Annotated in this window: 23 protein-coding genes and 1 pseudogene; 21 read left to right on the forward strand and 3 right to left on the reverse strand. The window is 60.3% G+C overall.

The features are described from left to right. A pseudogene (locus tag G3N94_RS19835) lies at positions 1-126 on the forward strand (electron transfer flavoprotein subunit beta/FixA family protein); the annotation flags it as partial. Between the two features lie 16 nt (positions 127-142). Beyond that, entirely contained in the window at positions 143-1,087 is a 945-nt protein-coding gene (locus G3N94_RS19840) for an FAD-binding protein (RefSeq protein ID WP_205794285.1), read from the forward strand. 144 nt (positions 1,088-1,231) lie between these two features. Here the strand turns inward: G3N94_RS19840 and G3N94_RS19845 are convergent, their stop codons facing one another. Next, the gene (locus G3N94_RS19845; RefSeq protein WP_205794286.1) at positions 1,232-3,976 is read right to left on the reverse strand and encodes a LuxR C-terminal-related transcriptional regulator; all 2,745 of its coding nucleotides are present in this window, start codon (positions 3,974-3,976) and stop codon (positions 1,232-1,234) included. Between the two features lie 386 nt (positions 3,977-4,362). Here G3N94_RS19845 and G3N94_RS19850 point away from each other — a divergent pair, with 386 nt between their 5' ends. The 15 genes from G3N94_RS19850 (at position 4,363) to G3N94_RS19920 (ending at position 17,283) form a co-directional block, all read left to right on the forward strand. Continuing rightward, a complete protein-coding gene (locus tag G3N94_RS19850; protein WP_205794287.1) occupies positions 4,363-4,854 on the forward strand; it encodes a flavin reductase family protein in 492 nt (163 codons plus the stop codon). Between the two features lie 133 nt (positions 4,855-4,987). Further along, on the forward strand, positions 4,988-6,274 hold the full coding sequence (locus G3N94_RS19855) for an LLM class flavin-dependent oxidoreductase (protein WP_205794288.1): 1,287 nt from the start codon (positions 4,988-4,990) through the stop codon (positions 6,272-6,274). 47 nt (positions 6,275-6,321) lie between these two features. Beyond that, on the forward strand, positions 6,322-7,146 hold the full coding sequence (locus G3N94_RS19860; protein WP_205794289.1) for an alpha/beta hydrolase: 825 nt from the start codon (positions 6,322-6,324) through the stop codon (positions 7,144-7,146). Positions 7,147-7,276: 130 nt separating this feature from the next. Next, positions 7,277-8,158, forward strand: a complete 882-nt coding sequence (locus G3N94_RS19865) for a transporter (protein ID WP_205794290.1) — start codon at positions 7,277-7,279, stop codon at positions 8,156-8,158. A 118-nt stretch (positions 8,159-8,276) separates the two neighbouring features. Continuing rightward, positions 8,277-8,867: a hypothetical protein gene (locus tag G3N94_RS19870; RefSeq protein ID WP_205794291.1), complete on the forward strand. Its 591-nt coding sequence runs from the start codon at positions 8,277-8,279 to the stop codon at positions 8,865-8,867. A gap of 120 nt (positions 8,868-8,987) precedes the next feature. Then, positions 8,988-9,872: an intradiol ring-cleavage dioxygenase gene (locus G3N94_RS19875; protein WP_205794292.1), complete on the forward strand. Its 885-nt coding sequence runs from the start codon at positions 8,988-8,990 to the stop codon at positions 9,870-9,872. After that, positions 9,869-10,171 carry a Dabb family protein gene (locus G3N94_RS19880; RefSeq protein WP_205794293.1) on the forward strand — a complete coding sequence of 101 codons (303 nt, stop codon included), beginning with the start codon at positions 9,869-9,871 and terminating at the stop codon, positions 10,169-10,171. Before G3N94_RS19875 ends, G3N94_RS19880 begins: the two co-directional genes overlap by 4 nt. Before the next feature lie 10 nt (positions 10,172-10,181). Beyond that, entirely contained in the window at positions 10,182-11,267 is a 1,086-nt protein-coding gene (locus tag G3N94_RS19885) for a maleylacetate reductase (RefSeq protein ID WP_241021953.1), read from the forward strand. Positions 11,268-11,357: 90 nt separating this feature from the next. Then, complete coding sequence (locus tag G3N94_RS19890; protein ID WP_241021954.1) at positions 11,358-12,656, forward strand: MFS transporter; 1,299 nt, start codon at positions 11,358-11,360, stop codon at positions 12,654-12,656. Continuing rightward, complete coding sequence (locus G3N94_RS19895) at positions 12,656-13,105, forward strand: nuclear transport factor 2 family protein (protein WP_205794294.1); 450 nt, start codon at positions 12,656-12,658, stop codon at positions 13,103-13,105. The genes G3N94_RS19890 and G3N94_RS19895 overlap by 1 nt, the downstream gene beginning before the upstream one ends. Positions 13,106-13,258: 153 nt before the next feature. Next, on the forward strand, positions 13,259-14,338 hold the full coding sequence (locus tag G3N94_RS19900) for a porin (RefSeq protein WP_205794295.1): 1,080 nt from the start codon (positions 13,259-13,261) through the stop codon (positions 14,336-14,338). Positions 14,339-14,404: 66 nt separating this feature from the next. Further along, positions 14,405-14,764 carry a BON domain-containing protein gene (locus tag G3N94_RS19905; RefSeq protein ID WP_241021955.1) on the forward strand — a complete coding sequence of 120 codons (360 nt, stop codon included), beginning with the start codon at positions 14,405-14,407 and terminating at the stop codon, positions 14,762-14,764. Positions 14,765-15,092: 328 nt separating this feature from the next. After that, positions 15,093-15,320: a zinc-binding dehydrogenase gene (locus tag G3N94_RS19910; RefSeq protein ID WP_205794296.1), complete on the forward strand. Its 228-nt coding sequence runs from the start codon at positions 15,093-15,095 to the stop codon at positions 15,318-15,320. Positions 15,321-15,408: 88 nt separating this feature from the next. Then, positions 15,409-16,176 carry an SDR family oxidoreductase gene (locus G3N94_RS19915; RefSeq protein ID WP_205794297.1) on the forward strand — a complete coding sequence of 256 codons (768 nt, stop codon included), beginning with the start codon at positions 15,409-15,411 and terminating at the stop codon, positions 16,174-16,176. A 168-nt stretch (positions 16,177-16,344) separates the two neighbouring features. Beyond that, positions 16,345-17,283 (forward strand): alpha/beta hydrolase, encoded by a 939-nt coding sequence (locus G3N94_RS19920; RefSeq protein WP_205794298.1) that lies wholly within the window; start codon positions 16,345-16,347, stop codon positions 17,281-17,283. 175 nt (positions 17,284-17,458) lie between these two features. Here G3N94_RS19920 and G3N94_RS19925 read toward each other — a convergent pair whose 3' ends face one another. Then, positions 17,459-19,735: an FdhF/YdeP family oxidoreductase gene (locus G3N94_RS19925; RefSeq protein ID WP_205794299.1), complete on the reverse strand. Its 2,277-nt coding sequence runs from the start codon at positions 19,733-19,735 to the stop codon at positions 17,459-17,461. 125 nt (positions 19,736-19,860) lie between these two features. Here G3N94_RS19925 and G3N94_RS19930 point away from each other — a divergent pair, with 125 nt between their 5' ends. From G3N94_RS19930 to G3N94_RS19940, 3 genes are all read left to right on the forward strand, one after another. Further along, the gene (locus G3N94_RS19930) at positions 19,861-20,775 is read left to right on the forward strand and encodes a LysR family transcriptional regulator (RefSeq protein ID WP_205794300.1); all 915 of its coding nucleotides are present in this window, start codon (positions 19,861-19,863) and stop codon (positions 20,773-20,775) included. A gap of 165 nt (positions 20,776-20,940) precedes the next feature. Continuing rightward, entirely contained in the window at positions 20,941-21,690 is a 750-nt protein-coding gene (locus tag G3N94_RS19935; RefSeq protein WP_205794301.1) for an SDR family oxidoreductase, read from the forward strand. Between the two features lie 396 nt (positions 21,691-22,086). Next, positions 22,087-23,388 carry an MFS transporter gene (locus G3N94_RS19940; protein ID WP_205794302.1) on the forward strand — a complete coding sequence of 434 codons (1,302 nt, stop codon included), beginning with the start codon at positions 22,087-22,089 and terminating at the stop codon, positions 23,386-23,388. A 132-nt stretch (positions 23,389-23,520) separates the two neighbouring features. Here G3N94_RS19940 and G3N94_RS19945 read toward each other — a convergent pair whose 3' ends face one another. Next, complete coding sequence (locus G3N94_RS19945; protein WP_205794303.1) at positions 23,521-25,041, reverse strand: PLP-dependent aminotransferase family protein; 1,521 nt, start codon at positions 25,039-25,041, stop codon at positions 23,521-23,523. Between the two features lie 195 nt (positions 25,042-25,236). Here G3N94_RS19945 and G3N94_RS19950 point away from each other — a divergent pair, with 195 nt between their 5' ends. Next, positions 25,237-25,980 (forward strand): SDR family oxidoreductase, encoded by a 744-nt coding sequence (locus tag G3N94_RS19950; RefSeq protein ID WP_205794304.1) that lies wholly within the window; start codon positions 25,237-25,239, stop codon positions 25,978-25,980. The last annotated feature ends 3 nt before the right edge of the window (positions 25,981-25,983 follow it).

A 25,983-nucleotide genomic window follows, 5' to 3' on the forward strand; every position in this document is an offset into this window, starting at 1 on the left:
GTGGACGTCACGCCGCGTCTGAAGACGCTGAAGGTGGCGGAGCCGCCGAAGCGCGCAGCCGGCGTGAAGGTGCCGGACGTGAAGACGCTGGTCGAGAAGCTGAAGACCGAAGCCAAGGTGCTGTAAGAGGGAGCGGATAGAAATGACGATTCTGGTTATTGCGGAACACGACAACGCGTCGATCAAGGCGGCGACGCTGAACACGGTGGCGGCTGCCACCGAGGTTGGCAAATTCGTCGGCGGCGACATCCACGTGCTGGTCGCGGGTAACAACGCGCAGGCGGCTGCCGATGCAGCAGCGAAGATTGCTGGCGTTTCGAAGGTGCTGCTGGCTGACGCGCCGCAACTCGAAGCGGGCCTCGCGGAAAACGTCGAAGCGACCGCACTGAACATCGCGAAGGACTATTCGCACATCCTCGCGCCGGCCACCGCCTACGGCAAGAACATCGCGCCGCGCATCGCCGCGAAGCTGGACGTCGCGCAGATTTCGGACATCACGGCGGTCGATTCGGCCGACACGTTCGAGCGCCCGATCTATGCAGGCAACGCGATCGCGACGGTGCAGTCGAGCGACGCGATCAAGGTGATCACGGTGCGTTCGACGGGCTTCGACCCGGTAGCCGCAGAAGGCGGCAGCGCAGCGGTCGCGAAGATCGAAGCGGCGGCAGACGCAGGCAAGTCGCAGTTCGTCAGCCGTGAAGTGACGAAGCTGGACCGTCCGGAACTGACGAGCGCCAGCATCATCGTGTCGGGCGGCCGCGGTCTTGGTAGCGGCGAGAACTACACGAAGGTTTTGGAGCCGCTGGCGGACAAGCTAAGCGCGGCACTCGGCGCATCGCGCGCCGCAGTCGACGCCGGCTACGTGCCGAACGACTACCAGGTCGGCCAGACCGGCAAGATCGTCGCGCCGCAGCTGTACATCGCGGTCGGTATCTCGGGTGCGATCCAGCACCTGGCCGGCATGAAGGATTCGAAGGTGATCGTCGCGATCAACAAGGATCCCGAAGCACCGATCTTCAGCGTGGCCGACTACGGTCTTGTCGGCGACCTGTTCGAAGAGCTGCCCGGAATCGTGGCTGCGTTGTAGTATGGCTGCCCACTACCGGCTTTGAGTCGAAGCGAGGTGTGCCCGATGTCGACGACGGCGAGCGATGAATTTTCCCAGCCCGGTAGCGGGCGGCGCAAAGCTCGTCGCCATCGATCCGAAATCACCGCAACGGGGTACCGACGACTATCGGACTAACCCCAACGCTTTCGCCCTCTGGTACGCATTCAATCGCCGTCTAACGCCAAGTTTGGCGTAGATCTGCTGCATGTACCATTTGACTGACCCTTCGGCAAGGCCGAGCCGGTCCGCGATCTCCTTGTTTTGCAATCCTTGCGAGACGAATTCGAGAATATCGATTTCCCGTTGTGACAGCTTCCCGTCAGTTGCAGGTGGCAGAGAAGCTGCCGGTTCCACCGCAACGCGTGGACGCAGCAAGACACGCTCGGATCCCGCCGCATAAGCCTGCCGAAGGGCATCAGAAAACTCGACGTCGGACTGAAGATTGTCCGGGATGTCAAAGATCGCAGCGAGCGCCCGCTTGACCGCGTCACCTTCTTCAAGGAACGGCAGGACAATTCCCCGTGGCACCGCATGCGCAAGTGCGTCGATCAATGCTCTCGTCGCTCCACGCGTATCTGCAGAGGCCAGCTTCGACGCGGCAAGTAGAATGCGCATGCGAATCTCGGTACGCAGGCAAGAACGTGGCAGTGCGAACGCGATCCACCGCTTTGCCAGTGCTTCGGCCTCCTTTGCGAAGCCGCGCGCCAAAGCCAGCCTGATCCATGCGATAGCCATCGCCTCGGTTTTCGTCGTGGTTTGATCGGACGGGTACAGAGATGTTGCGTCGCGAGGAAGTTTGGCTTCATTGGCGATCCGCAGCGCGCCATCGACATCGTTGTTTTGCGCCGCCCGCCTGATTTTTTCTGCAGTCACATGCCAGAAAAGACGGTCGAAGGATTTCGCCGAGGCAAATCGCGTGGCATGCGCCAACAATGATTCGGCTGTCTCGTTTTCTTCGTATACCGACGCCAGTCTTGCACGTCCGACATAGGCGGCAATAAGATGGTCGACGAGGCCCAGTTCGTCGCAAAGAGGCAGATACTGGTCCCACAGGGATCTCGATACATCGTATTGGCCGCAATCCATCAGCAGCTCGGCAAGCAGGACCGCGGGCATTGCGCCCAATGGGCTGGCATGTCCGGCGATTCCGTGCGCAATATCGACCGCAGATCGGTATCCACTCGCAGCCTTCGCAACATCGCCGCGCTGAATCAGGGCGGGTCCCAGTATGCTTTCATGCCAGACAAGAACGAACTGGCTGTTGGCGCGCTCGAAAAAACCACGGGCCGCCATGTCGAGGCGATCGATGGCCTCGAGGTGATACAGCTCACGCCGAGCGCAAAGAAGACACAACTCGACGCTGCCGAGGAGATATGGGTCATCGTCCGGGAAATCGACGAGCAGCTCAGGACACATTCGTTCTACTGTGCACATGTCATCGGAAAAATGCGCAAGCATCATTTTTCGATGCTGGTAAATCTGGAAAAGCCGCGCGGCAGCTTCAGGCGTGAGCGACTCTTTCTCGACCGACGCGCGAATACACTTGAGTACCGAGTTCAGAACGCATCCGGCTTCGTCGAAGCGCCATTCGAGCGTCAAGTTCCAGGCACGAATGAGCTGTATCTTTGGGTATTCATTGAGCACGCACTCCGGAATCTGCTTGACCCACGCCATGAGTGACAGAAGCTTGCCCTGGTAAAAAAGGTCGTTACATGCTTCGTCGAGAATGCTCGCGGCATACCCGAAGTCGCCAGACGAGACGGCATGGAACATCGCGTCGTCCAGCATTCCATTGGTGCAGAACCAATGGGCTGCCCGCCGGTGTAGCGCATATAACCGGGTTTGACTGCTTTCGCTCAGTCGTTTCTGCAGGAATTGCGAGAAAAGATGGTGATACCGATACCAATTTTCTTCTTCATCGAGCGAAAAGATAAACAGGCCCTGTCGCTGGAGCTGCTTGATGATAGCCCGGCTATCGTTGCGTTGCCCCACGTCGTCACACAACGTATAGCAGAACTGCCGGAGAACCGACGACTCGAGCAGAAAGCGTTGGACGTCTTCACTTTGCGCCGAGAAAACGTCGTCGGCGAGAAACGCGCCGACAGAACGGTTGCTACCGGAAAGGGCGTGAAGTCGCTCGTCCCAGTTATCGCCGCTGCCTACAGATAGCGAGACCAACTGGAGTCCTGCAGCCCAGCCTTCCGTCTTTTCGCACGCGAGTTCGACCAGCCTGGCGCTTGGTGGACTCGCGTTGCTGCTCTTGAAGAACAGATGAGCTTCGTGGACCGAGAACCTGAGCGTGGTCGAGTCGATCTCGCCGAGCTCGCCGCGGGCGCGTAACCGTGCGACGCTGAAGCCAGGTTCTGTCCGGCTTGCTATCGCAAAGTGCATCCGTTGCGGTGCGTCGCGCAGTAAGCACTCATACAGCCGTTCGCCGGGCGTTCCGGCAATGGCATGAAGGTCATCGACAAAGAGGAAACCATCGCCTTCAGCGTTCTCCAGTTCGTTGCACAACATCGCGGCGATCGTTTCCGGCGATACGTTGCGCTGCGCTTCGAACAGGGTCTGCATCGCGCTGTCGAGACCAGGCGCGATTTTGGCAAGGGCCGCTGCACAATGCATCGCGACTTCGGCAAGGGATGCGCCAATCTCCCCCACGCTGGTCCACCCCACGGCCGCTTCCCCTTCGGCACGCAGCGCGTCATATAGCTGTGCCATCAACAGGCTCTTGCCATAACCGGCTGGTGCGCGCACAAGCAGCAATCGGCGCATACGCAAGTGTGCCAGCGCCGTTGGCAGTACCTCTCGCGGTACCGCGGCACCTGCTCTCGTTGGCGGGCGTAGCCGGGTCGCGACCACGGGTTGCATCTTCGTCCTCCTGCTCCGACCTTATAGCCGCTCGCAAGCAAGCTTCCGGTCATTTGGTTTCTCGTCTCCTCACAAAAGCATACACGCGTGCCTGCATTCAGGTTCCTATCTAAAGATAGGTTTGTCGCGTTCGCCTTCTTTGGAGGCCTATCGTCCGGAAGTCGAAAACGGATCGATGGGATCGCCGAGGGAAAACACCTAGTGGCACCCGTCACCCGTGACGCGCGGGCGCTGCGTCAACGACACCTGTCGAAGTCAGCTCGAACATTGCACGTCACCTTCCTTTATGCAGGTGCGTGAACGTCCATCGATTACTACATTGATGCACCAGAAGCGTCATTTCCCAAAGCTCTGCTGTGGCGCGAGAAACATATGGAGACACAGACGTGAACACTCAGACGCATGCGCAAGATCTGCGCAGATGCTTCGGCCGCTTTCTGACAGGCGTAACCGTGGTGACTTACCGCACTGCTGAAGGTCCGCGTGGCGCGACGATGAATTCGTTTACCTCGGTATCCCTCGATCCTGCACTCGTGCTGATCTCGGTTGCCCGGTCGTCCCGCACGTGCGCCGCTATTGATGCGCAGCCTTTCGCCATCAATGTTCTCCGATCCGATCAGGTCGATATCGCTTCGCACTTTGCAGGTCGGTGCAAGGACGGCATCGAACTGGTCTGGAACGACGACGGCGCGTCGGACACAACACCTGCTCTTGCCGATGCAATTGCTGTCTTTCAGTGCAAGCCATGGCGGCAGTACGACGGGGGTGACCATGTGCTGGTCGTCGGCGAGGTGACATCGAGCATCTTGCGCGATGGAGACCCACTTGCATTCAGTGACGGGCGGTTCATGAGCATGGGTCTTCCGTTGGTCAGTTGACCACTCGCATTCCGTCAAGATGATCGGCCGGCGCCAGCCCGGCACGGTGTCGCCAGTCGGGCCACCATGGGGCCGAACTCGGCTGACCTGGCATAAGCACTACTCAACAGTCAAGACCATCACAGGAGCAGAGATGAAAATCAGTCTGTTTTCCCAAGCGGCGTATCGGGGGTTGCCCGCAGACTTCGAACACCAATACGAGTCGGTATGCAGCACCCCGTACTCCCTGACCAATCGAGATGGCATTTACGCGGACGTTCGAGACTTCCTCGATGTGCTGATGGTCGCCGCGCGAGCCGGATTCGATGGCCTCGCTGTAACGGAACACAGCCAGTCGGCGTACGACATCGTCCCGAATCCAGACCTCATTGCCAGTGCGCTGGCTTATATGACCGAGTCGGAAAACATTCCGGTCGCCATCATTCCTATGGGTCGCTCGCTCGGTAAGGCCCGCGAACCGCTTCGCGTCGCCGAGGAATACGCGATGATCGACGTAATCAGCGGCGGCCGACTTGTGGCGGGGTTCCCGATCGGCTTGTCGTACGACGCGGCGATCAACAATGGCATAGCGCCAATCGACATTCGGCCCCGTTTCGACGAAGGGCTCGAACTGATTCTGCGGACGTGGACGGAACAAGAGCCATTCCCGTTCAACGGACGATTCAGTCAGCACGCGACAGTCAACATCTGGCCGAGGCCCTTACAGGAAAATATCCCGGTCTATATCACGGGCACCGGCAATCCCCGAACGATGCAGATGTGCCTGGAACGCAATATGGCGTTCAACTACCTGAGCTGGTTTGGGGCGAAGCTGACCGGCAAGCGGATCTTTGACCGTTTTTGGGAAACCGCCGACCAGCTCGGCGTAGCTCGCAATCCCTTTCGGATGGGATTCGTGCAGACCATTGCAGTAGCAGAAACCGACGCGCAGGCAGAGATCGACTACGCGCAACATCTGGAGTACGGATTCCGAAAAGGCCTGGGGGCCATCCCGATCGAAAAGCTGGGGTTGCCGGGAGGCATCGATATCAAGGGTGTTGAAGCACTGATCAAAGACCCCGGTGACTTCGGGATGGTCGAAAAGTTGCGCGACGCCTCCTATCGTGACCTCGTCAATGCTGGTTGCGTGATTGCCGGCAGCCCGGCAACGGTACGCGAACAATTGGCCGAATACATCAAGCTATACGGCATCGGGAATCTCCACGCCATGTTGACATTCGGATCCCTCCCTCGGCACCTTGCCATCAAGAACGTCGAACTGTTCGCAAAGGAAGTCGCGCCCTACCTGCGCGACATCTGGAAAGATTCGGACCACGAACATCACTGGTGGCCGGCAAAGCTCGGTGGGCGACCAGGCCCGGTTACCAATGGCACGCGCGCAACCGTCGGCGGTTCGGCAACGCAGAAACCAGGCCGTTAAGGTCGTGAGTTGGCTTTAGAGCACACATGTTAAAAGGAGACTGTTCCATGAATACGTCAACCCGGGCTGCTGGTCCGGACATCACTGAACGGACACTGCGCGTGTGGGGTGGTCGCATCAACATGCGCGTAAAGGTCGCGGGTGCGGGACAACCGGTCGTCTACATGCATCCGTCGGCTGGACTTGGCTGGGATCCATTTCTGTCCTGGCTGTCTGAAAACTTCACTGTCTATGCTCCCGAGTTTCCCGGCACGAGCGCGGGTGACCCCTATGCGATTCATTCGATCAATTCGCTTGGCGACATCGTGCTTGTGTACGAGGAGGTCATCCGCTCCTTGGGGCTCGTCAAGCCCATACTGATTGGCCAGTCATTCGGAGGCATGCTTGCAGCAGAACTTGCGGCGGCCTTTCCCAACCTCGCCTCCCGGGTCGTGCTGCTAGATCCTGTTGGCCTGTGGCGCGAAGACTTGCCCGTTGGGGACTGGATTTCCGCTCGGGCAGATGAACTTCCGTCGCTGCTGTTCCACGATCCAGAGAGTCCGGCTGCACAGTCCATGCTTGCACTGCCTGACGATCCCGATTTGGCGGCGGCTGCCATCGCGGCGCGGGTTTGGGCTTTCGGCTGTACTGGGAAGTTCGCCTGGCCTATCCCCGACCGAGGCCTTGCCACAAGGCTGCATCGGATCACTAAACCGGTCCTGCTGGTATGGGGACGGGAAGACAGGCTGGTTCCGGTCGGATATGTCGACGAATGGCAGGCTCGACTCCTGGAGTCCAGAGCCGCTGTCATAGATGCCTGCGGTCACATTCCACAAGTGGAGAAACTTGCCGAAACAGTGGCCGCAGTGAGCGATTTCCTGCGCGTCGAATAGCTTTCGCGCAGCGAGTCTCGGGGGCGGGGATGCTGGGTACGTGGTGCACGTTCCCGATGATTATATAAGTACACCTATGTAATGGAAGGGAGGGAGGATGCTGAGGCATGTTAGAAAACTGCTGTCTTCGATGATAGCGATTCTGCTGTTTCTGAATTCAAGCGCGGATGCGACCGAGAACGGCCTGATCAGCTATCCCGTCGGCGTCAATACTGTTCTGAACGGTGTGCTGCCTCCGCCTGGCGCCACTCAATTCTATAACTACACGCTCTATTACTTTGCGAACAAGTTTGCTGGATCTAACGGACAAAATCTGATTCCCGGGTTTCACCTCGATGCGTTTGTCGATGCGCCGAGAGTCGTCCATACGTGGGGCACGACTTTTGGTCCATTCAGTGTCTCCAGTGGTGTGATTGCCCCGGTATTCCATCTGCACGTGACCACGCCTGGAGGAACGGGTAATCGGACCGCGCTTGGGGACGTCATTCTTCAACCCTGGCTGATCAACTATACGAATCCGTCGCACACATTCTTTGCATTTTTTGCCACCGACGTTGCGGTGCCAAGTGGAGCGTATTCCGTGAACCGCGTGGCCAATACCGGATTGAACACGTATGCGCTGATGCCTTACATCAGTGCGACGTGGTTTCCCACTCCCGCGTGGGAGATCTCGACGACAACACTTGTCGAAATACACTCGCCGAATTCTGCCACGCACTATCACTCGGGCGTGGTTGGAACCCTGGATTATCTCGTCGGCTATTCGTTGAACAACAAGGTTCAGCTCGGTTTGCAGGGATATTTTCTGAAGCAGGTTACCGACGACACCGTGAACGGCGTCCCGGTTCCGGACGGTGGTTTTCGCGGACAGGCGGTCGCTATAGGGCCGCAACTGCGGTACATGTGGTCACCGGCAGCTGGAATCGTGTTCAAGTACCAGCATGAATTCGCCGTACGCAATCGTCCGCAGGGCGAGAAACTTTGGGTGGAAGTGAGCTTCCCGCTTTCGTAGCATGACGAACTGAATTTTGGGGGATGCTTCGCCTCACGGCAACAACGGCGCTCAAGCATTGCTGCCGTCTCTCGGGTTCGACGCCGAGTTATCCCTGAAGATGGTCCTGGAGCAACTTATGAAGATCGTTGACACCTTGCCGACAAGTCCAGACGGACCGTTGGCACTCACGATTGGCAACTTTGATGGCGTTCATCTTGGCCATCAGGCAATGATAGACAAGTTGAAATGTCAGGCCAAATCGAGAGACCTGCCTGCATGCGTACTGACGTTCGAGCCACACCCACGAGAATATCTGTTTCCCGAAATCGCACCGCGAAGACTCACCACGCTGAGCGAAAAGGCGGCCCTGCTGGAGCGATATGGCGTCGACCGACTCTATGTTTGCCCATTCGATAGCCACATGGCCAACATGTCGGCTGAGCTGTTTGTATCACGGGTTCTCGTGAAAGGTTTGGGCGTGCAATGGCTTCTTGTAGGCGAGGACTTTCGCTTCGGTGCGAGGAGACGGGGTGATCTTGCGATGTTAAGCGAGGCCGGTCGTGCGTTGGGCTTTGATATTGAAACCCAGCGCGATGTAAAGGCGTTCGGCGATCGCATTTCGAGCACTGCCGTGCGGACTGCCAGGGCGCAGGGCGATCTTGACCGGATGTGGTTGCTTCTTGGTCGGCCCGGTCTGCTTTCTGATGCGATCGCCTGTTCGACATGAAACCCGTCGATCTCAAATTCCATGCGCGCTGATTATTTCAAGAACGTACCTGTTTACATTTCTCAGAATGAATTGGCAGCGTCCCTTCAGTCGATTGAATATCACCCGGAGACAACGAACATGCGAAACCTGAACGAAGACACGATTACGCAGGCTGTCATTGCCTCGCTCGGAGGCTGTCGTGACGATCGGCTACGCACCATCATGACGAGCCTCGTTCAGCATCTGCATTCGTTCGCACGTGACACGAAACTGACCGAAGCCGAATGGCAGACGGCGATCGGGTTCCTGACGGCAGTGGGCCACATCACCGACGACAAGCGTCAGGAGTTCATCTTGTTGTCCGACGTACTCGGTCTATCGACGCTCGTCATCGCGCAGAACCATGCGAAACCTGCGGGATGCACTGAAGCTACAGTGTTTGGGCCCTTCTACGTCGAAGGCAGCCCGGTGTACGACCAGTTCGACGACATCTCGAACGGCGCGTGCGGCGAACCGTGTTTCGTCAGCGGGCACGTGCGCGCACTCGACGGTACGCCGGTCGAAAATGCGTTGCTCGAAGTCTGGCAGGCGGATCAGGACGGGCATTACGACGTACAACTGCCGGCTGGCGACGGCGACCCGGTCGCGCATCGCGCGCGCGGTCGGCTGCGCACGGATGCTGACGGACGCTTCGCGTTTCGCTCGATCCTCGCCGAATCGTATCCGATCCCGCACGACGGCCCGGTGGGTGTGCTCCTGGACGCGCTCGGCCGTCACCCGTGGCGGCCCGCGCACCTGCATTTCATGATCCAGGCTGCTGGCTATGAACGCCTGATCACGCATGTCTTTCGCGACGGCGACCGCTATCTCGATTCCGACGCGGTCTTCGGCGTGCGTTCGACGCTCATCGCCGACTGGGCCAGGCACGCACCTGGCACGGCGCCTGACGGCACACACGTCGACGTGCCGTATTACACGCTCGATTTCGATTTCATCCTGAATCCGGGGAGGAACGACGCATGATCCGGCACATCGTGATGTGGAAGGTGGCCGGAGCGACCGATCGGGAGCGCACTCACGCGAGAGCGCGCGTGAAGGCCGCGTTCGAAGGGTTGCGCGGACGCGTGCCGGGGATGACGTACCTGGAAGTGGGGGCCGATTTTAGCGCGGCCGACTACGCGTGCGATCTGGTGCTCGTCGCCGAATTCGATTCGCGCGAAGCGCTGGACAGCTATGCGACACATCCCGAGCACATGCGCGTTCGCAATGAACTTGCGGGTGTGCGCATTGCGCGCCACCAGGTCGATTACGTCATGCAATGACGGAGGCAACATGCAGAGCAACGTGGATTTCATCTATCAGGCGCGTCCCGCACGCGTGATTTTCGGTGCGGGGAGCCTGCGTCATCTCGAACGCGAGGTGGTGGAACTTGGCGCCGAACGCGCGATCGTGCTGTGCACGCCGGAACAGCGCGCGCTCGCACTGGCCGTCGTCGACCGTCTCGGCTCGCGCGCGGCAGGACTCTACGACCGCGCGACGATGCATGTCCCGCTGGAGATTGCCCGCGACGCCCGCGCGTTTGCGAGCGCATGCGGCGCGGATTGCGCGATCGCGATCGGCGGCGGGTCGACGGTCGGGCTCGGCAAGGCGATCGCGCTCGAAAGCAGCCTGCCGATCCTCGCGATTCCGACGACCTATGCGGGCAGCGAAATGACGCCGATCTACGGCGTGACCGACGGCGGTATCAAGCGTACCGGCACGGACGCGCGCGTGCTGCCGAAGACGGTGATCTACGACCCCGAACTGACCGTGACGCTGCCCGTCGAGCTGTCGGTGACAAGCGGCATCAATGCGATCGCTCACGCGGCCGAGGGCCTCTATGCGAATAACGCGAGTCCGGTGATGAGCCTGATTGCGGAAGAGGGCATCCGTGCGCTTGCGCAAGGTTTGCCGGGCGTGCGGGGCAACCCTGCCGACCTTGGCGCGCGCCGCGATGCGCTCTACGGGGCGTGGCTGTGCGGGATGGTGCTCGGCAACGTCGGAATGGCATTGCATCACAAGCTGTGCCACACGCTCGGCGGCAGCTTCAATCTGCCGCACGCGCAGACGCATACCGTCGTGCTGCCGCACGCGCTCGCCTATAACGCCCCCCATGTGCCCGACGCGATGCGCCGCATCGCGCGTGCGATAGGCGTAGATGATGCGGCGCGCGGCCTTTACGATCTCGCGCGCGACAACGGCGCGCCGGTTTCCCTTGAGGCGCTCGGCATGAAGGAGGCTGACCTCGATCATGCCGCCGACATCGCCGCCGCGAATCCGTACTGGAACCCGCGGCCGCTCGAGCGGCAAGCGTTGCGCAAACTGTTGCAGGACGCGTTCGATGGCACGCCTCCCGGCACACACGCCGGCGCGACGTGACCTGCCGACGGCACCCCGCGTCCGGGCCGTCTTCGAATTTCCCCTGGCGACGGTTAGCGAGCATGAAACCGGCGCGTGAAAACTCAATGAATGGAGACCATCGACATGGAAGACCGACCAGATCCTGACTGGGATGTCGCATACGAGTGGAAGATCGTGACACTGCTGTCACTCGGCTTCGGACTGGTCGGCATCGACCGGTTCATGATCATGCCACTCTTCCCGGTGATGATGCGCGAGCTGAATCTCGATTACCAGGACCTCGGACACATTACCGCCGCCTTGTCCATTGCGTGGGGTTTGTCCGCGATATTCGCCGGCAACCTGTCGGACCGCTTCGGACATCGCAAAGTCATCATTCCGGCGATGCTCGCATTTTCGGTTCTGGCCTGTGCGAGCGGTCTCGCCTGGAGTGTCGGCAGCCTGATGCTGATTCGCGCGGTGATGGGCCTTGCCGAGGGAGCTTATACGCCGCCGAGCATTACAGCTACGCTCGATGCGTCGAAACCTGCCCGGCATGGGCTCAACATCGGGATCCAGCAAGCAACGCTGCCGCTCCTCGGACTCGGCATCGCGCCGATCTTCGTCACCCAACTGCTCAATTTCGTTCCGTGGCACTGGATCTTTGCGATAGTCGCGCTGCCGGGGCTCGCGCTGTCCGTGCTGACCTGGAAGATCCTGCGCAATACCAGCGTGACGGACGCCGCGCAGCATACGGAAATGCATGACGCCGCGAGCCATCGGTGGCATGAGGTCCTGCGCTACCGCAATGTGCCGCTCAACATCCTTGGGATGCTCTGCTGGCTGACTTGCCTGATCGTGCTGAGCGCATTGATGCCGAATTATCTGACCGACTATCTACACCTGACGCTCGAGCAGATGGGCTTCGTGTTGTCGGCGATCGGCGTGGGCGGCACCCTGGGCGGACTCATCATGCCGGCGTTGTCCGACCGTCTCGGCCGCAAGCCGGTGATGGTGATCTCGGTGGTCGGCGCGTTCATCGGACTGTGGGCACTGGCGCGAACCGGTGCAGATCCGGCACGGTTGTTCTTCGGGTTGTTGGGCACGATCTTTTTCGTCTTCAGCGCAATTACGTTGACGGTCGGCCCGATCAGTGCGGAGGCAGTTCCCGCAAAACTGATGACAACCGCATCCGGTCTCGTCATCGGTGTCGGTGAGGTGTTCGGTGGTGGCGTGGCCCCATCGGTAGCAGGTTACGTCGCGAAGCATTTCGGCATCCAGTACATCATGCAGCTCGGCATGGGCGCGCTGACGGTTGGACTCGTCGTTGTGCTGTCGTTAAGTGAAACCGCGCCTGCGAGGCTGTCAGTTACGGGTGCGAATGCAAATGTCAATTTACACGATTCCATGAAAAGGAGGAGGACGTGATGGAAATCAGATCGATGACTGACGAACAGAGGAAAGCCCTGGCCCTTGAGTACCTCAAGCGGCTCGATCGCGGTGAGAACATTCTGGATTTGTTCGACGAACATGCGGAAGTGTACTTCCCGAAATGGGGTCTCGCTCGCGGCAAGCAGGAGATCGAGAAATTGTTTTCCGACCTGATGACGATTATCGACGGCGTCTTGCACGAAACCTCGTATCTGAATGTCATCCAGCAGGGTGACCTCGTCTGCGTCGAGGGGCTGTCGAGCGGCAAGCTGAAAAACGGTGCTCAGTGGCGGGCGGGAACCACACATGCTGGCCGTTGGTGCGATGTCTTCGAGATTCGGGACTTCCGGATCCACCGCTGCCACATCTACCTGGATCCGGACTATGCGGGCGCGGACACGGGTCGATATCCGTGGCTCGAGGCTGACCAGGACCGCCGGTATTGACGCGGTGCCGGCGGAGGTGACTTGCCGCCGGTCGTGCAGGCTTGAAGGCTCGAGGGCGGCGAACGTGACTTGCGGGATTGCGCACGGCGGCGCGACGCGGGACCGATAACGAAAATATTGCCGCACTTCATGCGGCAGGTAACGGAGACAAGGATGTCAGTGAAAACGAAGGGTGCACTGGGATTCGTCGGCTGCCTGTTGGCAACCGCAGCTTGCGGTCCCGCGCATGCGCAAAGTAGCGTCACGCTGTTCGGTGTGGTCGATGTTGCAATGCTGTATACCAACAAGACACGCGATCCCGTCACCGGCTTGAATGCCGGGAAGCAGATTTCGATGATCGACGGCGGGCGTTACTATTCACAGTTCGGCCTGACCGGAACGGAGGACCTGGGCGGCGGCATCCAGGCAAAATTCCGGCTCCAGAGCGGGATCAGCGCGACGAGTGGCGAGCTGTCCCACTGCAACGGCAATTTTTTCGGCTGCGAGGCTTGGGTATCGCTTGCCAGCTCAGCCGGCGAGCTCAAGATGGGCTTGCAGTTCTCGCCGTTTTTTCTCGCCGTATACGATGCCGATCCTCGCAGTCTTTCGCTATTCGGCAGCGAATCGATCCATTACGTTGGCAGCGTGTTCGCGACGGGCGTCTTCAACTCGAACTCGGTGTCGTACACCAGTCCGACGATTGCCGGATTCAACGTGAGTGCGTTGATCGCGTTCGGCGGGAAGCCGGGCGACTTCAGCGCAGGCCGGCAATATTCCGCAAGCGTTCGCTACCATTTGGGCGGCCTCACGCTGAACGCGGCGCTTTATAGCGGGAACGCCGGCGGCGCGAGCAGCACACCGGTTCCGACCAATGTCGAATTCAACGGACGCATGCTCGGTGTCGGGTACCAGTTCGGTTCGCTCACCGCGAAAGCATCGTTCGTGAATTACAAGGTGGCCGGTTCATTCGATAGCAATGTCTATGGCGGTGGAATCGACTGGTTCGTGTTGCCGACGCTTGATATCAATGGCGGCGCATGGCTGACGAGTGACCGGAATCACACGACGAATCATTCTTTTCTTGCGTCAATTGGTACGGACTACTACCTGTCAAAATCGACGACACTTTACGCCGAGATCGGGATGGTGAACAACCACGGTGCGATGAACACCGGCTTGTCGATGGTCGGCGCGCTTTACGAAGTGTCGGGCACGTCGTTTGGTGGTGCGCTGGGTATCCGCAAATATTTCTAGACACACTCCGGGCGGCGCTGCGGTTCTTTTGCATGGCGCGTCGCCTGACTGAAGGAGGAAATCACGATGATGAAACTCGCGAGGAATCTGAAGGTGCTGGTGGCTGCGCTCGCACTTGTCGCCGTGACAAGCGCATACGCACAGGGCGGCGAAACTGCGGGCGCCGTATCGCCTGGACCGGCCAGCACTCCGGACAAGAAAGTGGCGAAAGCAAAGAACCGGAGGTTGCAGAAGGCCGTGATCCGGGCGCTATCCAGTGCGCGGGGATTGAACGCGACGAATATCGCCGTCATCGCGCGCCACGGGGAGGTCACGCTGCATGGCTCGGTCGTGGACGCGAGGCAGGCGGACGTGGCGGCGGCCGTTGCCGGTTCGGTAAGCGGCGTCTCCGCGGTCAAGAACGATTTAATGATCCGGCCGGAGTGAGCGGTCTGTCATCGAGCGGTGCGTCCTGTGTAGGGGCGTATGCGCGTGGTCAATAGATGCGTAACGGCATGGCGTCCAGATTCACACCATCCTCTCGAATCTGAAAGGAGGGTTGTCAGTTTTGTCGATTCCACATCGAGATCCGGGCGTGCATAGTGATCGCACCACCCCGACTGCACGATCGGCCAGACCCACTCCATTGCGAAGGAAGCGCCTTGAAAGCCTATGTGATCGACCGTATCGGCGGGCCGGAAGTCCTGCAGCTCCGTGACATCCCGTCCATTGCGCCGAACGCGGATGAAGTTCGCATCCGGGTCCGCGCATTTTGATGGCCGATCTGCCGCCGGCGGTTCGGCTGGCCTTTTTCCCGGCGCAGTTGCTTGGCTCGGCGGCGCTCCCGCTGACACACTCGCCGCTGCGCTCGATCGTCAACGACATCGCTGCGGCTCACTGGCCGTCGCATCTTCAACACGCATTCGCGTTCGATGAAGTGCGCGAAGCACACGAGTGGATCGACAGCAATCGCGCACATGGAAAGCTGGTGGTGCGAGTCTGAGCCAGGCGCGGACATTTTGGGCGTCGGCTGTCACCGTCCGCTATTTCCGACAGGCAGCGAGCGCTGCATTAACGCAGGAGATTAAAAAATGGGTAACAACGAGCAATTCGATTATTCCGGCAAGACTGTGCTGATCACGGGAGCGGCATCGGGTATCGGCCGGGCCACGGCGCTGGCGTTTGCCGAGCGCGGCGCTCGGCTTGTGATTGGCGATGTGGGGCAAGGCGCCAACGAGACCGTCGAGCAAATCCACGCGTTGGGTGGAGAAGCGATCTTTGTGAAGACCGATGTCAGCAACGCCGACGCTGTTCACGCACTTGTGGCAACGGCGGTCGAGACTTACGGGAAGATCGACGCCGCTTTCAACAATGCGGGGATCTTGCCGCGAACGGCCCCTTTCGCCGAGATGACGGAAGAAGATTTTGACCGGGTGATCGCCGTCGATCTCAAGGGCGTGTTCCTGTGCGTCAAATACGAGATCGACGCAATGCTCAAAACGGGCGGCGGCGCGATCGTCAACACGGCCTCGGTCGCGGGGGTGATCGCCGATCCCGGGATGGCGCCCTATGCGGCAGCGAAACACGGGGTGATCGGCTTGACGAAAGCGGCGGCGCTCGACTACGCGACCAAGGGAATTCGCGTGAATGCGCTGGCGCCGGGCCTGATCCGCACGCCGATGACGGACCGCTGGCTGAGGGATCCGGCCATGACGCAAGCGTTGATGGCGAGCAGTCCGATGGGGCGTGCGGCGGAACCGGAGGAAATGGCCGGCGTGGTGCTTTTCCTGTGTTCTCCTGCGGCGTCATTCGTTACAGGTGCGGTTTGGCTTGCCGATGGCGGCATGACTGCGCATTAACGCACGACATTCACACGCATGACGCGTGCGACACCGGCAGTCGCGATGCGCAGGACCGCGAATCCTGGCGCGTTGGAGCAGCCGGCGCCAGACTGGTTCCGGCAAACGCGTCAGTTGAACTTGAACGCGACGGCCGAGCGATCTCGTATGACCACAGGATTCAGATATATGAGCAATTCAAGTCATCTCATTGCGAAGGATCAGGTAATCTCAGTCACCGAATCACCAATTCGCTTGAGGTTGCGGACAAAGGACGATATCGAGGCGACAAGGGCCGCCGTGCGCATGTTCAGCTCGAAAGTGGATGATACGTTTTTCGGGAAAAGAGTCAAAGTAAATGAGGATGTGAGCGTGCTTGTATATGAGCCGCAAAAAACAAGCAAAAATACCTTGCTGCCTGCAATATATTATATTCATGGCGGGGGATATGTTTCGGGATCCGCCGATCTATACGATAACGAGCACCATGACGCAGCTATAAAGCTGAACTGTGTCGTTGTCGCGGTGGATTACAGGTTGGCGCCTGAAAATCCATACCCTACGCCACTGAACGACTGTGTTGCCGGCATATCGTGGGTTTATGATAACTCGGAGGCGCTCGGTATTGACCGGGAGAGAATAACGGTGATGGGGGAGAGTGCGGGCGGCGGCCTCTCTGCCTCGTTGTGCCATTACCTCAGGGACAAGACGAACATAACCCCGAAAAACCAGGTGCTGATGTTCCCGATGCTGGATTATAAAACGTCCGCGAATCCCGGTGAGTTCAAGAACAAATACGTCGGCGAATATGTGTGGACCCACGAGTTGAATGACTTTGGGTGGAAATATCTTCTTGGCGGAAAGAAGGTGTCGGGCATCGAAATTCAGTATTACTCGCCGTCGTACGCATCGAGCTTTGATAATCTGCCAAATGCCTACATTGCAGTTGGCAGTCTCGACCTGTTGCTTGAGGAAAGCCTTGAGTATGCCAGGAAACTCAGTTGCGCAGGGGTGCCAATTTCCATGGAGGTGGTGGCTGGGGCTGTTCATGGATTCAACTTCATGCCTGGCGAAACGGCGAGAAAATTCAATGCGAGATTAAGTGAGTATCTGGTTTCTGTTTTGTAGATAATTTGGGGTGGATCGGTTTCAGGATACCTGCACGGATTCGATGATGCGCTTTTCAGCGAACCGGACGCTGACGGAAAAAGTGATTTGTCGCGACGCGTTGGCCCTTCCACCAGCCGCCGAACTGTGCAGCCACACGATACCCAAAGACATCGCGCTGGTGCTCGCCACCGGTTCACACCATTTCCGACCGGACCACGCGAACCGGTACCGATTTGTACGACGGCGTGCCGCTTTCCTTGTCGATGTAGTCGAGCGGGACAAGCACGTTCGCTTCCGGGTAATACGCGCCTACTGATCCCGGCGCGATGTCATAGGCGATCGCCGTGATCTGCTCGAGGCGCAGTGGCCGGCCGCCGGGCGTGACCGTCTCGATGTCGACCAGATCGCCATGTTCGAGCCCGCACGCGGACAGATCGCCCTCGTTCATGAACAGCACGTCGCGTCGGCCGAACACGCCGCGATAGCGGTCGTCGAGTCCGTATATCGTGGTGTTGTACTGATCGTGGCTGCGCAGCGTCACGAGGCGCAGGATGTCGTCGCCGTGAACAGGGGCGTCTTCCTCCACGCCGCTGAACACCGAGAACATCGCTTTACCGGTCGCCGTCGGCCACTTGCGTTCCGTCGGTGGCAGCGGCAGGCGGAATCCACCGGGGGTCCTGATCCGTTCGTTGAAGTTCTCGAAGCCCGGAATGGTCCGTTCGATCAACGTGCGGATCTTGTCGTAGTCGGCGATCAGGTCCAGCCACGCGACTTTGCTGCCCGGCAGCGTCGCGTGCGCGATGCCTGCGACGATCGCGGGTTCGGAGCGCAGGTGATCGGACGCCGGCGTCAGCTTGCCCGACGACGCATGGACCATCGACATCGAATCCTCGACCGTGACCGACTGCGGGACGCCCGCCTGCACGTCGAGTTCGGTGCGCCCCAGACAGGGGAGCACGAAAGTCTCCTTCGCTACCAGGAGATGCGAGCGATTGAGTTTAGTGCCGAGGTGGACGCTCAGGTCGAGCCTCCCCATTGCCGGAAAGCATTGCCCGGAGTCGGGCAGCGCGACCGCGAAGTTGCCGCCGAGGCAGATCAGTGCCTTGGCCGCGCCATCGATCATCGCCTGCATGCCCTTGACGGCGTCGTGGCCGTGCGCACGTGGCGGCTTGAAGCCAAACACGTGCTCGATCCGTTGCAGGAAGCTGTCGGACGGTTTTTCGGTGATGCCCACCGTCCGGTTGCCCTGCACGTTCGAGTGACCGCGTAGCGGGCAGATGCCTGCGCCGGGCTTGCCGATGTTGCCGCGCAATAGCAGCAGGTCGGCGATCAGGCGAACATTCGCGGTGCCCTTGTTGTGCTGGGTGATGCCCATCCCGTACGTGACGATGGTCGCATTCGCTTTTGCATACGCAGCGGCGACCTGTTCGAGTTCCGCGCGAGTGAGCCCGCTTTCCTTCTCGATGTCCGCCCAGCCGGTCGCCAGGAGATCGGCGGCGAACGTGTCAAAGCCTTCGGTGTGCTCAGCGATGAACGTACGGTCCAGCACGTTACCTTGTGCGGCGTCCAACGCAAGCAGCGCCTTCATGATGCCCTTGAGCGCGGCCGCGTCGCCGCCGGCCTTGACCTGAAAGTAAGTCGACGCAATGCGGGTTGACCCATAGGTGGCCATCTCGACGGCGTTCTGCGGATCGGCGAAGCGTTCGAGCGCACGCTCTCGCAGCGGATTGAACACGATGATCGGAACGTTACGGCGCGCGGCTTCGTGCAACGTACCCATCATGCGCGGATGGTTGGTTCCAGGGTTATGGCCGATCGAGATGATCAGGTCGCACACGTCGAAATCGTCCAGCGATACCGTTCCCTTGCCGATGCCGATTGATTGAGGCAGCCCGACGCTCGTCGGCTCGTGGCACATGTTCGAGCAGTCGGGGAAGTTGTTGGTCCCGTATTCGCGTGCGAACAACTGGAACAGATACGCGGCCTCGTTCGACGCGCGGCCGGACGTATAGAACTCGACCTGCTCGGGCGCGAGGCCGCGCAGCACCTCGCCGATGCGTGCGAACGCGTCGTGCCATTCGACCGCGCGGAACGTGTCAGTCGCGCGATCGTAGACGAGCGGGTGCGTGAGCCGACCCATGTTCTCAAGTTCGTAGTCCGACATGTGCAGCAGCGATGACACGGTATTGGCCGCGAAGAACTCGGGCGTCACGCGTTTGGTCGTCGCTTCCCACGTGACGGCTTTCGCGCCGTTCTCGCAGAACTGGAACGTGGACTTGTGTTCCTTGTCGGGCCATGCGCATCCGGGGCAATCGAAGCCGTCAGGCTGATTGGTCCTGAGTAGCGTGATCGGTGCTTTGAGCGATTCCATCTGCGTGCGGACCGCCTCCGCCGTTGCACGAAGTGCGCCCCAGCCGCCGGCGGGGCCATCGTACGCCCGGATGCCGGGCACATCGCGTCGAGCAGTCATGTGAACTCCATTGCTGTTCCAGTGGGCCTGGATGTCGGCCGGTTTGGCTGATCACTGTGCCTGTTCGAAGCATGATGTGGAATCGGCAAATCTGATAATCTTCCTCTCAAATTCGAAAGGCTGATATGGATCTGAATGCTGTCGAGATGTTCGTGATCGTCGTGCAGGCAGGCAGCCTGTCGGCAGCTGCGGTGCGTACGGGTATTCCGCTTCCAACGCTGAGCCGTCGAATCCGGGCCCTCGAAAGCGAACTGGCCGTGCAATTGCTCGAACGTTCAGCGCGTGGCACGCGATTGACGGACGCCGGCGTGCGGCTTTACGAACACGCCAGTCGCGGCATCGAGGCGCTGGTCGAGGCACGCGAGGCAGTGGTGGGCGCGCAGCACGAATTGAAAGGGTTCCTGCGTTTGTCGCTGCCGCCGACGTTTGAAATCTGGTGGGAGCTACTGGGCGAGTTTCAGGCGCGTTATCCGGGTATTCGCCTGTTCGTTCATACTACCGAGCGTCGCGTCGATTTGATTCTCGACGGCATCGACGTTGCATTGCGTGTCGGTGCTATCGAGCAGGAGTCGATGGTGGCACGCAAGATCGCAACCTATCGGCATCGGCTCGTCGCGAGCCCTGCATTGCTGGAGCGTCACGGTCGACCGACGACGCCAGACGATCTGCACCGCTTACCGTGTGCGACCTGGGGGCGCGGTGCGTACGCGCCGCCTGTGTGGCACCTCGGCGACACGAAATTTCATCCGCGCCCCGTGCTGACGACGAACGATTACTCGCATCTGCGCAACCGTGTGCTCGTCGGGCAAGTTGTGACTGAACTCCCGCCGTTTCTTGTAATGGACGATCTGCGTGACGGTCGACTGGTCTCGATATTGGACGACTATCCATTTCCCGCCGTTGAGGTGAATTTGCTGTTCCCTTCGCACCGACATCCGTCATCGATCGTAAGGGCGTATCTCGAGTTTTGCCAGGCGTACTGGGACGCGAAGCTGAGTAGCGTCACGCTGGGGGCGGGGCCGTTGGATTCGCGCGCTTGACAACGTGACCTGGGGCAGAATTCCGAGATCAATCAGGCAGTGAGTCTCGTTGGACCTTCAAGTGGGGAAACGCCACGAAACCTATCTTTCTATAGGGGTTTGGACGGTGACACGTGGGTATGCTCTGTGTTCATGAGATGAAAAATACAGAACACAGGAGATGCCATGAAGATTCTCGAAGGAAAGACTGCTCTGGTCACGGGTGCCGGACACGGACTCGGCAAGGCAAGCGCGCTTGCATATGCCAAATACGGAGCCCATGTCTTCGTCAATGACATAGACAGGGTGACTGGCGAAGAGACCGTGTCGGAGATCGAGGCAGCTGGAGGCGAGGCTGATTTTGTTCTTGCCGATGTAACGTCGCCACAGCAAATCCAGGCAATGATCGACGTGATAGTGCAGAAGAAGCGACGGCTGGACATCGCGTTTAATAATGCAGGAATTGCGCCGCTTGCGACGCCTGTTGCTGACTACAGCGATCAGGAATGGAGCCGGGTCATTCGGATGGATCTCGACTCTGTTTTTTATTGCGCGCGCGCCGAGATCAACGCGATGCTCGCCACCGGTGGGGGCGTTATCGTAAACATGGCCAGTATCCTCGGACAGGTGGCGTTTCCCGGGCTCGCACCATACACTGCGGCGAAACATGGTGTCATCGGCCTTACCAGGCAGATCGCCGTGGATTATGCGGCGCTTGGCATTCGTGCTTTCAGTGTTGGCCCGGCATTCATGAAGACCGGGCTGGAGGCAGGCCTCGCCGAAACGTCCCGCAACTCGCTTGCGCAACTGCATCCAGCAGGACGTATGGGGGAGCCTGAGGAGGTTGGCGAGGTGGTTGCCCTCCTTAGCAGTACGGGTGCCTCATTCGTCAACGGTGGTTATATTCCAATCGACGGTGGCTTCCTCTCGCGTTGAGATAGCGCTCTGAAGCTCGCGTCGAGTGCAGCGGGCGGCCAGATCATCCCGAAATCAATCCTGCGATGCGCCGCGCCAAGACCTGGCCGGGCGTCGGCGGAGTACACGCCCGCTTCTTCGTTGAGCGCCTTGGTCGGCATGCTCAGTGCGGACTACACGACGAACACGCGCTGCGCTACGCGACGGAGATGCAGATCTTCCGCAAACGTGACAGATGCGCGCAGCTATTTGAATTCCATTGGGGGTGGCCCATCGGTGACCGGTGCCGGTGATCAGCGCTCTTGATAACCAGATCAGAAAAGACCATTGGCGCAATCCAGGGTAGAGAACAGATGATACGTCCCAGGTGGGGATTGTGTGTTCGTGAAGGTTTGAAACCAACTATCAAGAAACAAAATGGAAGAGACAAAATCGGTAGCCGTTCAACGCTGGTGGTACTTGATGCCAGTCATCTTTATTACCTACAGCCTGGCCTACCTGGACCGCGCCAACTATGGTTTCGCTGCTGCGGCCGGCATCGACAGGGACCTTGGCATCACGCACGGCACGTCGTCGCTGATCGGCTCATTGTTCTTTCTTGGCTACTGCCTGTTCCAGGTGCCCGGCGCGATCTACGCGCAACGCAACAGCGTGAAGAAACTGATCTTCGTCAGTCTGATCGTATGGGGCTTGTGCGCTGCGGCGACCGGGATGGTCAGTAACATTCCGATGCTAATGGCGCTGCGCTTCGTGCTTGGCATGGTAGAAGCCGCGGTGATGCCGTCGATGCTGATATACATCAGCCGCTGGTTCACGCGTAGCGAGCGCTCGCGCGCGAATACGTTCCTGATTCTCGGCAATCCGGTGACGGTGCTGTGGATGTCTATTGTCTCGGGTTATCTGGTACGCAGCTTCGGCTGGCGGGAAATGTTCGTTATCGAAGGACTTCCGGCACTCGCGTGGGCAGTCGTCTGGTGGTTGACGGTCAAGGATCGACCTGCCGACGCAACGTGGATGACCGATGCCGAAAAAGCTGAACTCGACGCGCGCCTGAAGGCCGAGCAGGCCCATATCGCGCCGGTTCGCGACTACAAGGCTGCATTCCGTTCGTCGGTCGTGCTGAAGTGCAGTGCGGTCCACGCCCTCTGGAGCATCGGCGTATATGGCTTCATCATGTGGTTGCCGTCGATTCTCAAAACCGCTGCGAACATTGATATCGTTTCGATTGGCTGGCTCGCGGCCGTTCCATATGTTGCCGCGATTATCCTGATGCTGCTTGCATCGTGGTTTTCGGACAAGACGCGAAACCGCAAGCTTTTCATCTGGCCGCTGCTGCTCGTCGGAACTATAGCTCTAACCGCTTCGTACATGGTCGGAGGGGACCATTTCTGGATCTCGTTCATGCTTCTAGTCGTTGCGGGCGCAACTATGTACGCACCGTATGGACCATTCTTCGCGCTCGTGTCGGAGCTCATCCCGAGTAACGTGCTCGGTGGCGCGATCGGCATCATCAATTCGAGCGGAGCGCTAGGCGCGTTTCTCGGTTCGTGGGTAGTTGGGTATCTGAATGGTGCGACCGGAAGCCCGTCGACCTCGTACATCTTCATGGCCGCCGCGCTACTGCTTTCCGTGATACTGATGATCACAGTGCCTGTCCGTTCTGGGCAGTTCGGAACGCGCGAGCGACGCAATCTTGATGATGTCCAGTATGACGGTTAGATCGCCCGCTGCGCCGCATCGGTCGATCAGGACCGAATGCGGCCCCCTGAAATGACAAAATCCTCACTCAGCGTAGTCCACTGAGTGAGGATCGGGCTGACCATCCTATTAACGCCGCGCGCACGCGGTGCGTCAGCCGTCGACGCACGCGCGCAGCGTGCGTGCGAGGCGGCGCGCTTCGGTGGCATCGACGATGTTCGCAAATCCGATCACCAGGCCGCGTTGCGCGTGCTGCGTGCGGCCATTCGCATACCAGATCGAAAGCGGCAGCACCGCGAGCCCCGCGTCGCGGGCGCGCGCGGCCACCGCGACGTCGTCGACCGGGCCGTCGGAGCCCTGCGCGAACTGCACCGCGAACTGGACGCCGCCCGCCGGCAGTTCGACGATCAACCGCTCGCCGAACGCCTGCTGCAATGCGTGCACGATCAGCATGCGCCGCTCGCCATACAGCGTGCGCATCCGCTTCAGATGCCGCGCGAAGTGCCCCTGCTCGATGAAATCGGCCATGGCTGCCTGCAGGAGCGTCGGCGAGCCGGCATTCATGCTGCATGCAACGCGTTCGACGCGTTCCACCGCACGCTCCGGCACGACCGCGTACGCGAGTCGCAAACCGGGGTACATCACCTTGCTGAACGTGCTGCAGTAGATCACGTGATCGCGCCGGTCGAGACTCTTCAGCGCCGGCAGCGGGCGGCCCGCGTAACGAAACTCGCTGTCGTAGTCGTCCTCGACGATCCAGCCCGACGCTTTCTCGGCCCAATCGAGCAGCGCGATCCGCCGCGCGAGCGACAGCGTATGTCCGAGCGGGCTCTGATGCGACGGCGTGACCAGCGCGAAGCGCGCGTGCGCATCCAGTTGCATGCCGCGCTCGACGTCGATCCCGTCGGCGTCCACTGGCACCGGAACGAGCTGCACGCCGGTCTCGGACAGAAAGCCGCGTGCGAGCAGATAGCCGGGATCCTCGAACCAGACGCGATCGTTCGGGCGCGCGAGGCTGCGCAGCACGAGTTCGAGCGTCGCGCGGTAACCGCCGGTGACGAACACCTGCTCCGGCACGCAGGTCACGCCGCGCGACAGCGCCAGGTAGGTGGCGATGTGCTCGCGCAGCGGCCGGTAGCCGGCCGGATGCGGGTAGCCGAGCAGCGCGCGTTCGCCGCTACGCGCGCGCTGCGACACGAGCCGGTGCCACACCTTGCGCGGAAACGCATCGAGTGCGGGAAGGCCGGGTTGCAACGGGCGTGGCTCCCCGCTCATCGCAACGGCGATCGGCGGCTGGCGTGGCGGCGGTTGACGATCGCGCGATGGGTCCGATGCCGCAGGCGTGCTGGCCGCTTCGGCGTGTTGCGCCGGTTCGGCGATTCGCGCGGGCGCGGGGCGTGTCAGCGATTCGGGCAGAGACGACGACACGAACGTACCGGCCGCGCCGCGCATCTGCAGGTAGCCCTCGTCAACCAGGATCGTGTAAGCCTGTTCGACGGTGCCGCGCGCCGTGTTCAGCTGCGTCGCCAGGCCACGCAGCGCGGGCACGCGATCGCCGGGACGCAGGTGACCCGCGGCGATCGCGGTTCTGAACCGTTCGCAGATCTGCAGGTAGATCGGCTGTTGATGCCGGCGATCGATTTCGATGGTGAGGGCGGGCGCTGGCGCGGTCATCACGGTCTCGCGGGGAGGGGGCCGGGCGGAACCGCGATGGATCAGTCCGGTCGACGATTCTTGGCACTTATCGATAGGACATGATTCTTCCACACTTGCGTCACGCGATGCGACGGTCGTGGCCACCCCGATCCGACACGGCGCCCGCCCCGCACCGCCCCGTTCAGTGAAGTCCTTTCGTCAGGAGAATTTACGATGAAGATCGTTGTAATCGGTGGTTCGGGCCTGATCGGCTCGCAGGTCGTCACGCTGCTCGGCGACGCGGGCCATGACGCGCTCGCCGCATCGCCGCGTACCGGCGTCAACACGATCACCGGCGAAGGCCTGACCGACGCGTTGACGGGCGCCGACGTCGTCGTCGACGTGGCCAATGCGCCGTCATGGGAGCCGCAAGCGGTGCTGGACTTCTTCCGCACGTCGGCACGCAATCTGGGCAAGGCCGAAGTGGCCGCAGGCGTGCGTCATCATGTTGCGCTGTCGATCGTCGGCTGTGATCGGATGCCGGAGAACGGCTATTTCGCGGCCAAGGTGGCGCAGGAACAGGCGATCGAAGCGGCAGGCGTGCCGTACACGATCGTGCGCGCGACGCAGTTCATGGAGTTCATCGGTGGCATTGCGGATTTCGGCACGGACGGCGGTACGGTGCGCATCGGCGACGGCCTGTTCCAGCCGATCGCCGCGGAAGACGTTGCGGCGATCCTTGCGCAGGTCGCGCTTGCCGTGCCGCTGAACGGTACGGTCGAGATCGCGGGCCCGGACCGCGCGCCGTTTGCGCAGATCGTGGCGCACTACCTGAAGTCGGTCGGCGACGCGCGCCCGGTGGTGACTGATCCCGACGCGCGGTACTACGGCGGGCGTGTCGAGGAACAGTCGCTCGTGCCGCTTGGCGATGCGCGACTTGGCCGCATCACGCTCGACCAGTGGCTCGAACGACGCTGATTC

Source organism: Burkholderia sp. Ac-20353, assembly GCF_017104785.1.
Classification (GTDB): domain Bacteria; phylum Pseudomonadota; class Gammaproteobacteria; order Burkholderiales; family Burkholderiaceae; genus Burkholderia.

Coding starts and splice junctions, on each gene's coding strand:
- G3N94_RS19840 (WP_205794285.1), top strand. CDS start 143: ATGACGATTCTGGTTATTGCGGAACACGACAACGCGTCGATCAAGGCG.
- G3N94_RS19845 (WP_205794286.1), bottom strand. CDS start 3,976: ATGCAACCCGTGGTCGCGACCCGGCTACGCCCGCCAACGAGAGCAGGT.
- G3N94_RS19855 (WP_205794288.1), top strand. CDS start 4,988: ATGAAAATCAGTCTGTTTTCCCAAGCGGCGTATCGGGGGTTGCCCGCA.
- G3N94_RS19860 (WP_205794289.1), top strand. CDS start 6,322: ATGAATACGTCAACCCGGGCTGCTGGTCCGGACATCACTGAACGGACA.
- G3N94_RS19865 (WP_205794290.1), top strand. CDS start 7,277: ATGATAGCGATTCTGCTGTTTCTGAATTCAAGCGCGGATGCGACCGAG.
- G3N94_RS19870 (WP_205794291.1), top strand. CDS start 8,277: ATGAAGATCGTTGACACCTTGCCGACAAGTCCAGACGGACCGTTGGCA.
- G3N94_RS19875 (WP_205794292.1), top strand. CDS start 8,988: ATGCGAAACCTGAACGAAGACACGATTACGCAGGCTGTCATTGCCTCG.
- G3N94_RS19880 (WP_205794293.1), top strand. CDS start 9,869: ATGATCCGGCACATCGTGATGTGGAAGGTGGCCGGAGCGACCGATCGG.
- G3N94_RS19885 (WP_241021953.1), top strand. CDS start 10,182: ATGCAGAGCAACGTGGATTTCATCTATCAGGCGCGTCCCGCACGCGTG.
- G3N94_RS19890 (WP_241021954.1), top strand. CDS start 11,358: ATGGAGACCATCGACATGGAAGACCGACCAGATCCTGACTGGGATGTC.
- G3N94_RS19895 (WP_205794294.1), top strand. CDS start 12,656: ATGGAAATCAGATCGATGACTGACGAACAGAGGAAAGCCCTGGCCCTT.
- G3N94_RS19900 (WP_205794295.1), top strand. CDS start 13,259: ATGTCAGTGAAAACGAAGGGTGCACTGGGATTCGTCGGCTGCCTGTTG.
- G3N94_RS19905 (WP_241021955.1), top strand. CDS start 14,405: ATGATGAAACTCGCGAGGAATCTGAAGGTGCTGGTGGCTGCGCTCGCA.
- G3N94_RS19910 (WP_205794296.1), top strand. CDS start 15,093: ATGGCCGATCTGCCGCCGGCGGTTCGGCTGGCCTTTTTCCCGGCGCAG.
- G3N94_RS19915 (WP_205794297.1), top strand. CDS start 15,409: ATGGGTAACAACGAGCAATTCGATTATTCCGGCAAGACTGTGCTGATC.
- G3N94_RS19920 (WP_205794298.1), top strand. CDS start 16,345: ATGAGCAATTCAAGTCATCTCATTGCGAAGGATCAGGTAATCTCAGTC.
- G3N94_RS19925 (WP_205794299.1), bottom strand. CDS start 19,735: ATGACTGCTCGACGCGATGTGCCCGGCATCCGGGCGTACGATGGCCCC.
- G3N94_RS19930 (WP_205794300.1), top strand. CDS start 19,861: ATGGATCTGAATGCTGTCGAGATGTTCGTGATCGTCGTGCAGGCAGGC.
- G3N94_RS19935 (WP_205794301.1), top strand. CDS start 20,941: ATGAAGATTCTCGAAGGAAAGACTGCTCTGGTCACGGGTGCCGGACAC.
- G3N94_RS19940 (WP_205794302.1), top strand. CDS start 22,087: ATGGAAGAGACAAAATCGGTAGCCGTTCAACGCTGGTGGTACTTGATG.
- G3N94_RS19945 (WP_205794303.1), bottom strand. CDS start 25,041: ATGACCGCGCCAGCGCCCGCCCTCACCATCGAAATCGATCGCCGGCAT.
- G3N94_RS19950 (WP_205794304.1), top strand. CDS start 25,237: ATGAAGATCGTTGTAATCGGTGGTTCGGGCCTGATCGGCTCGCAGGTC.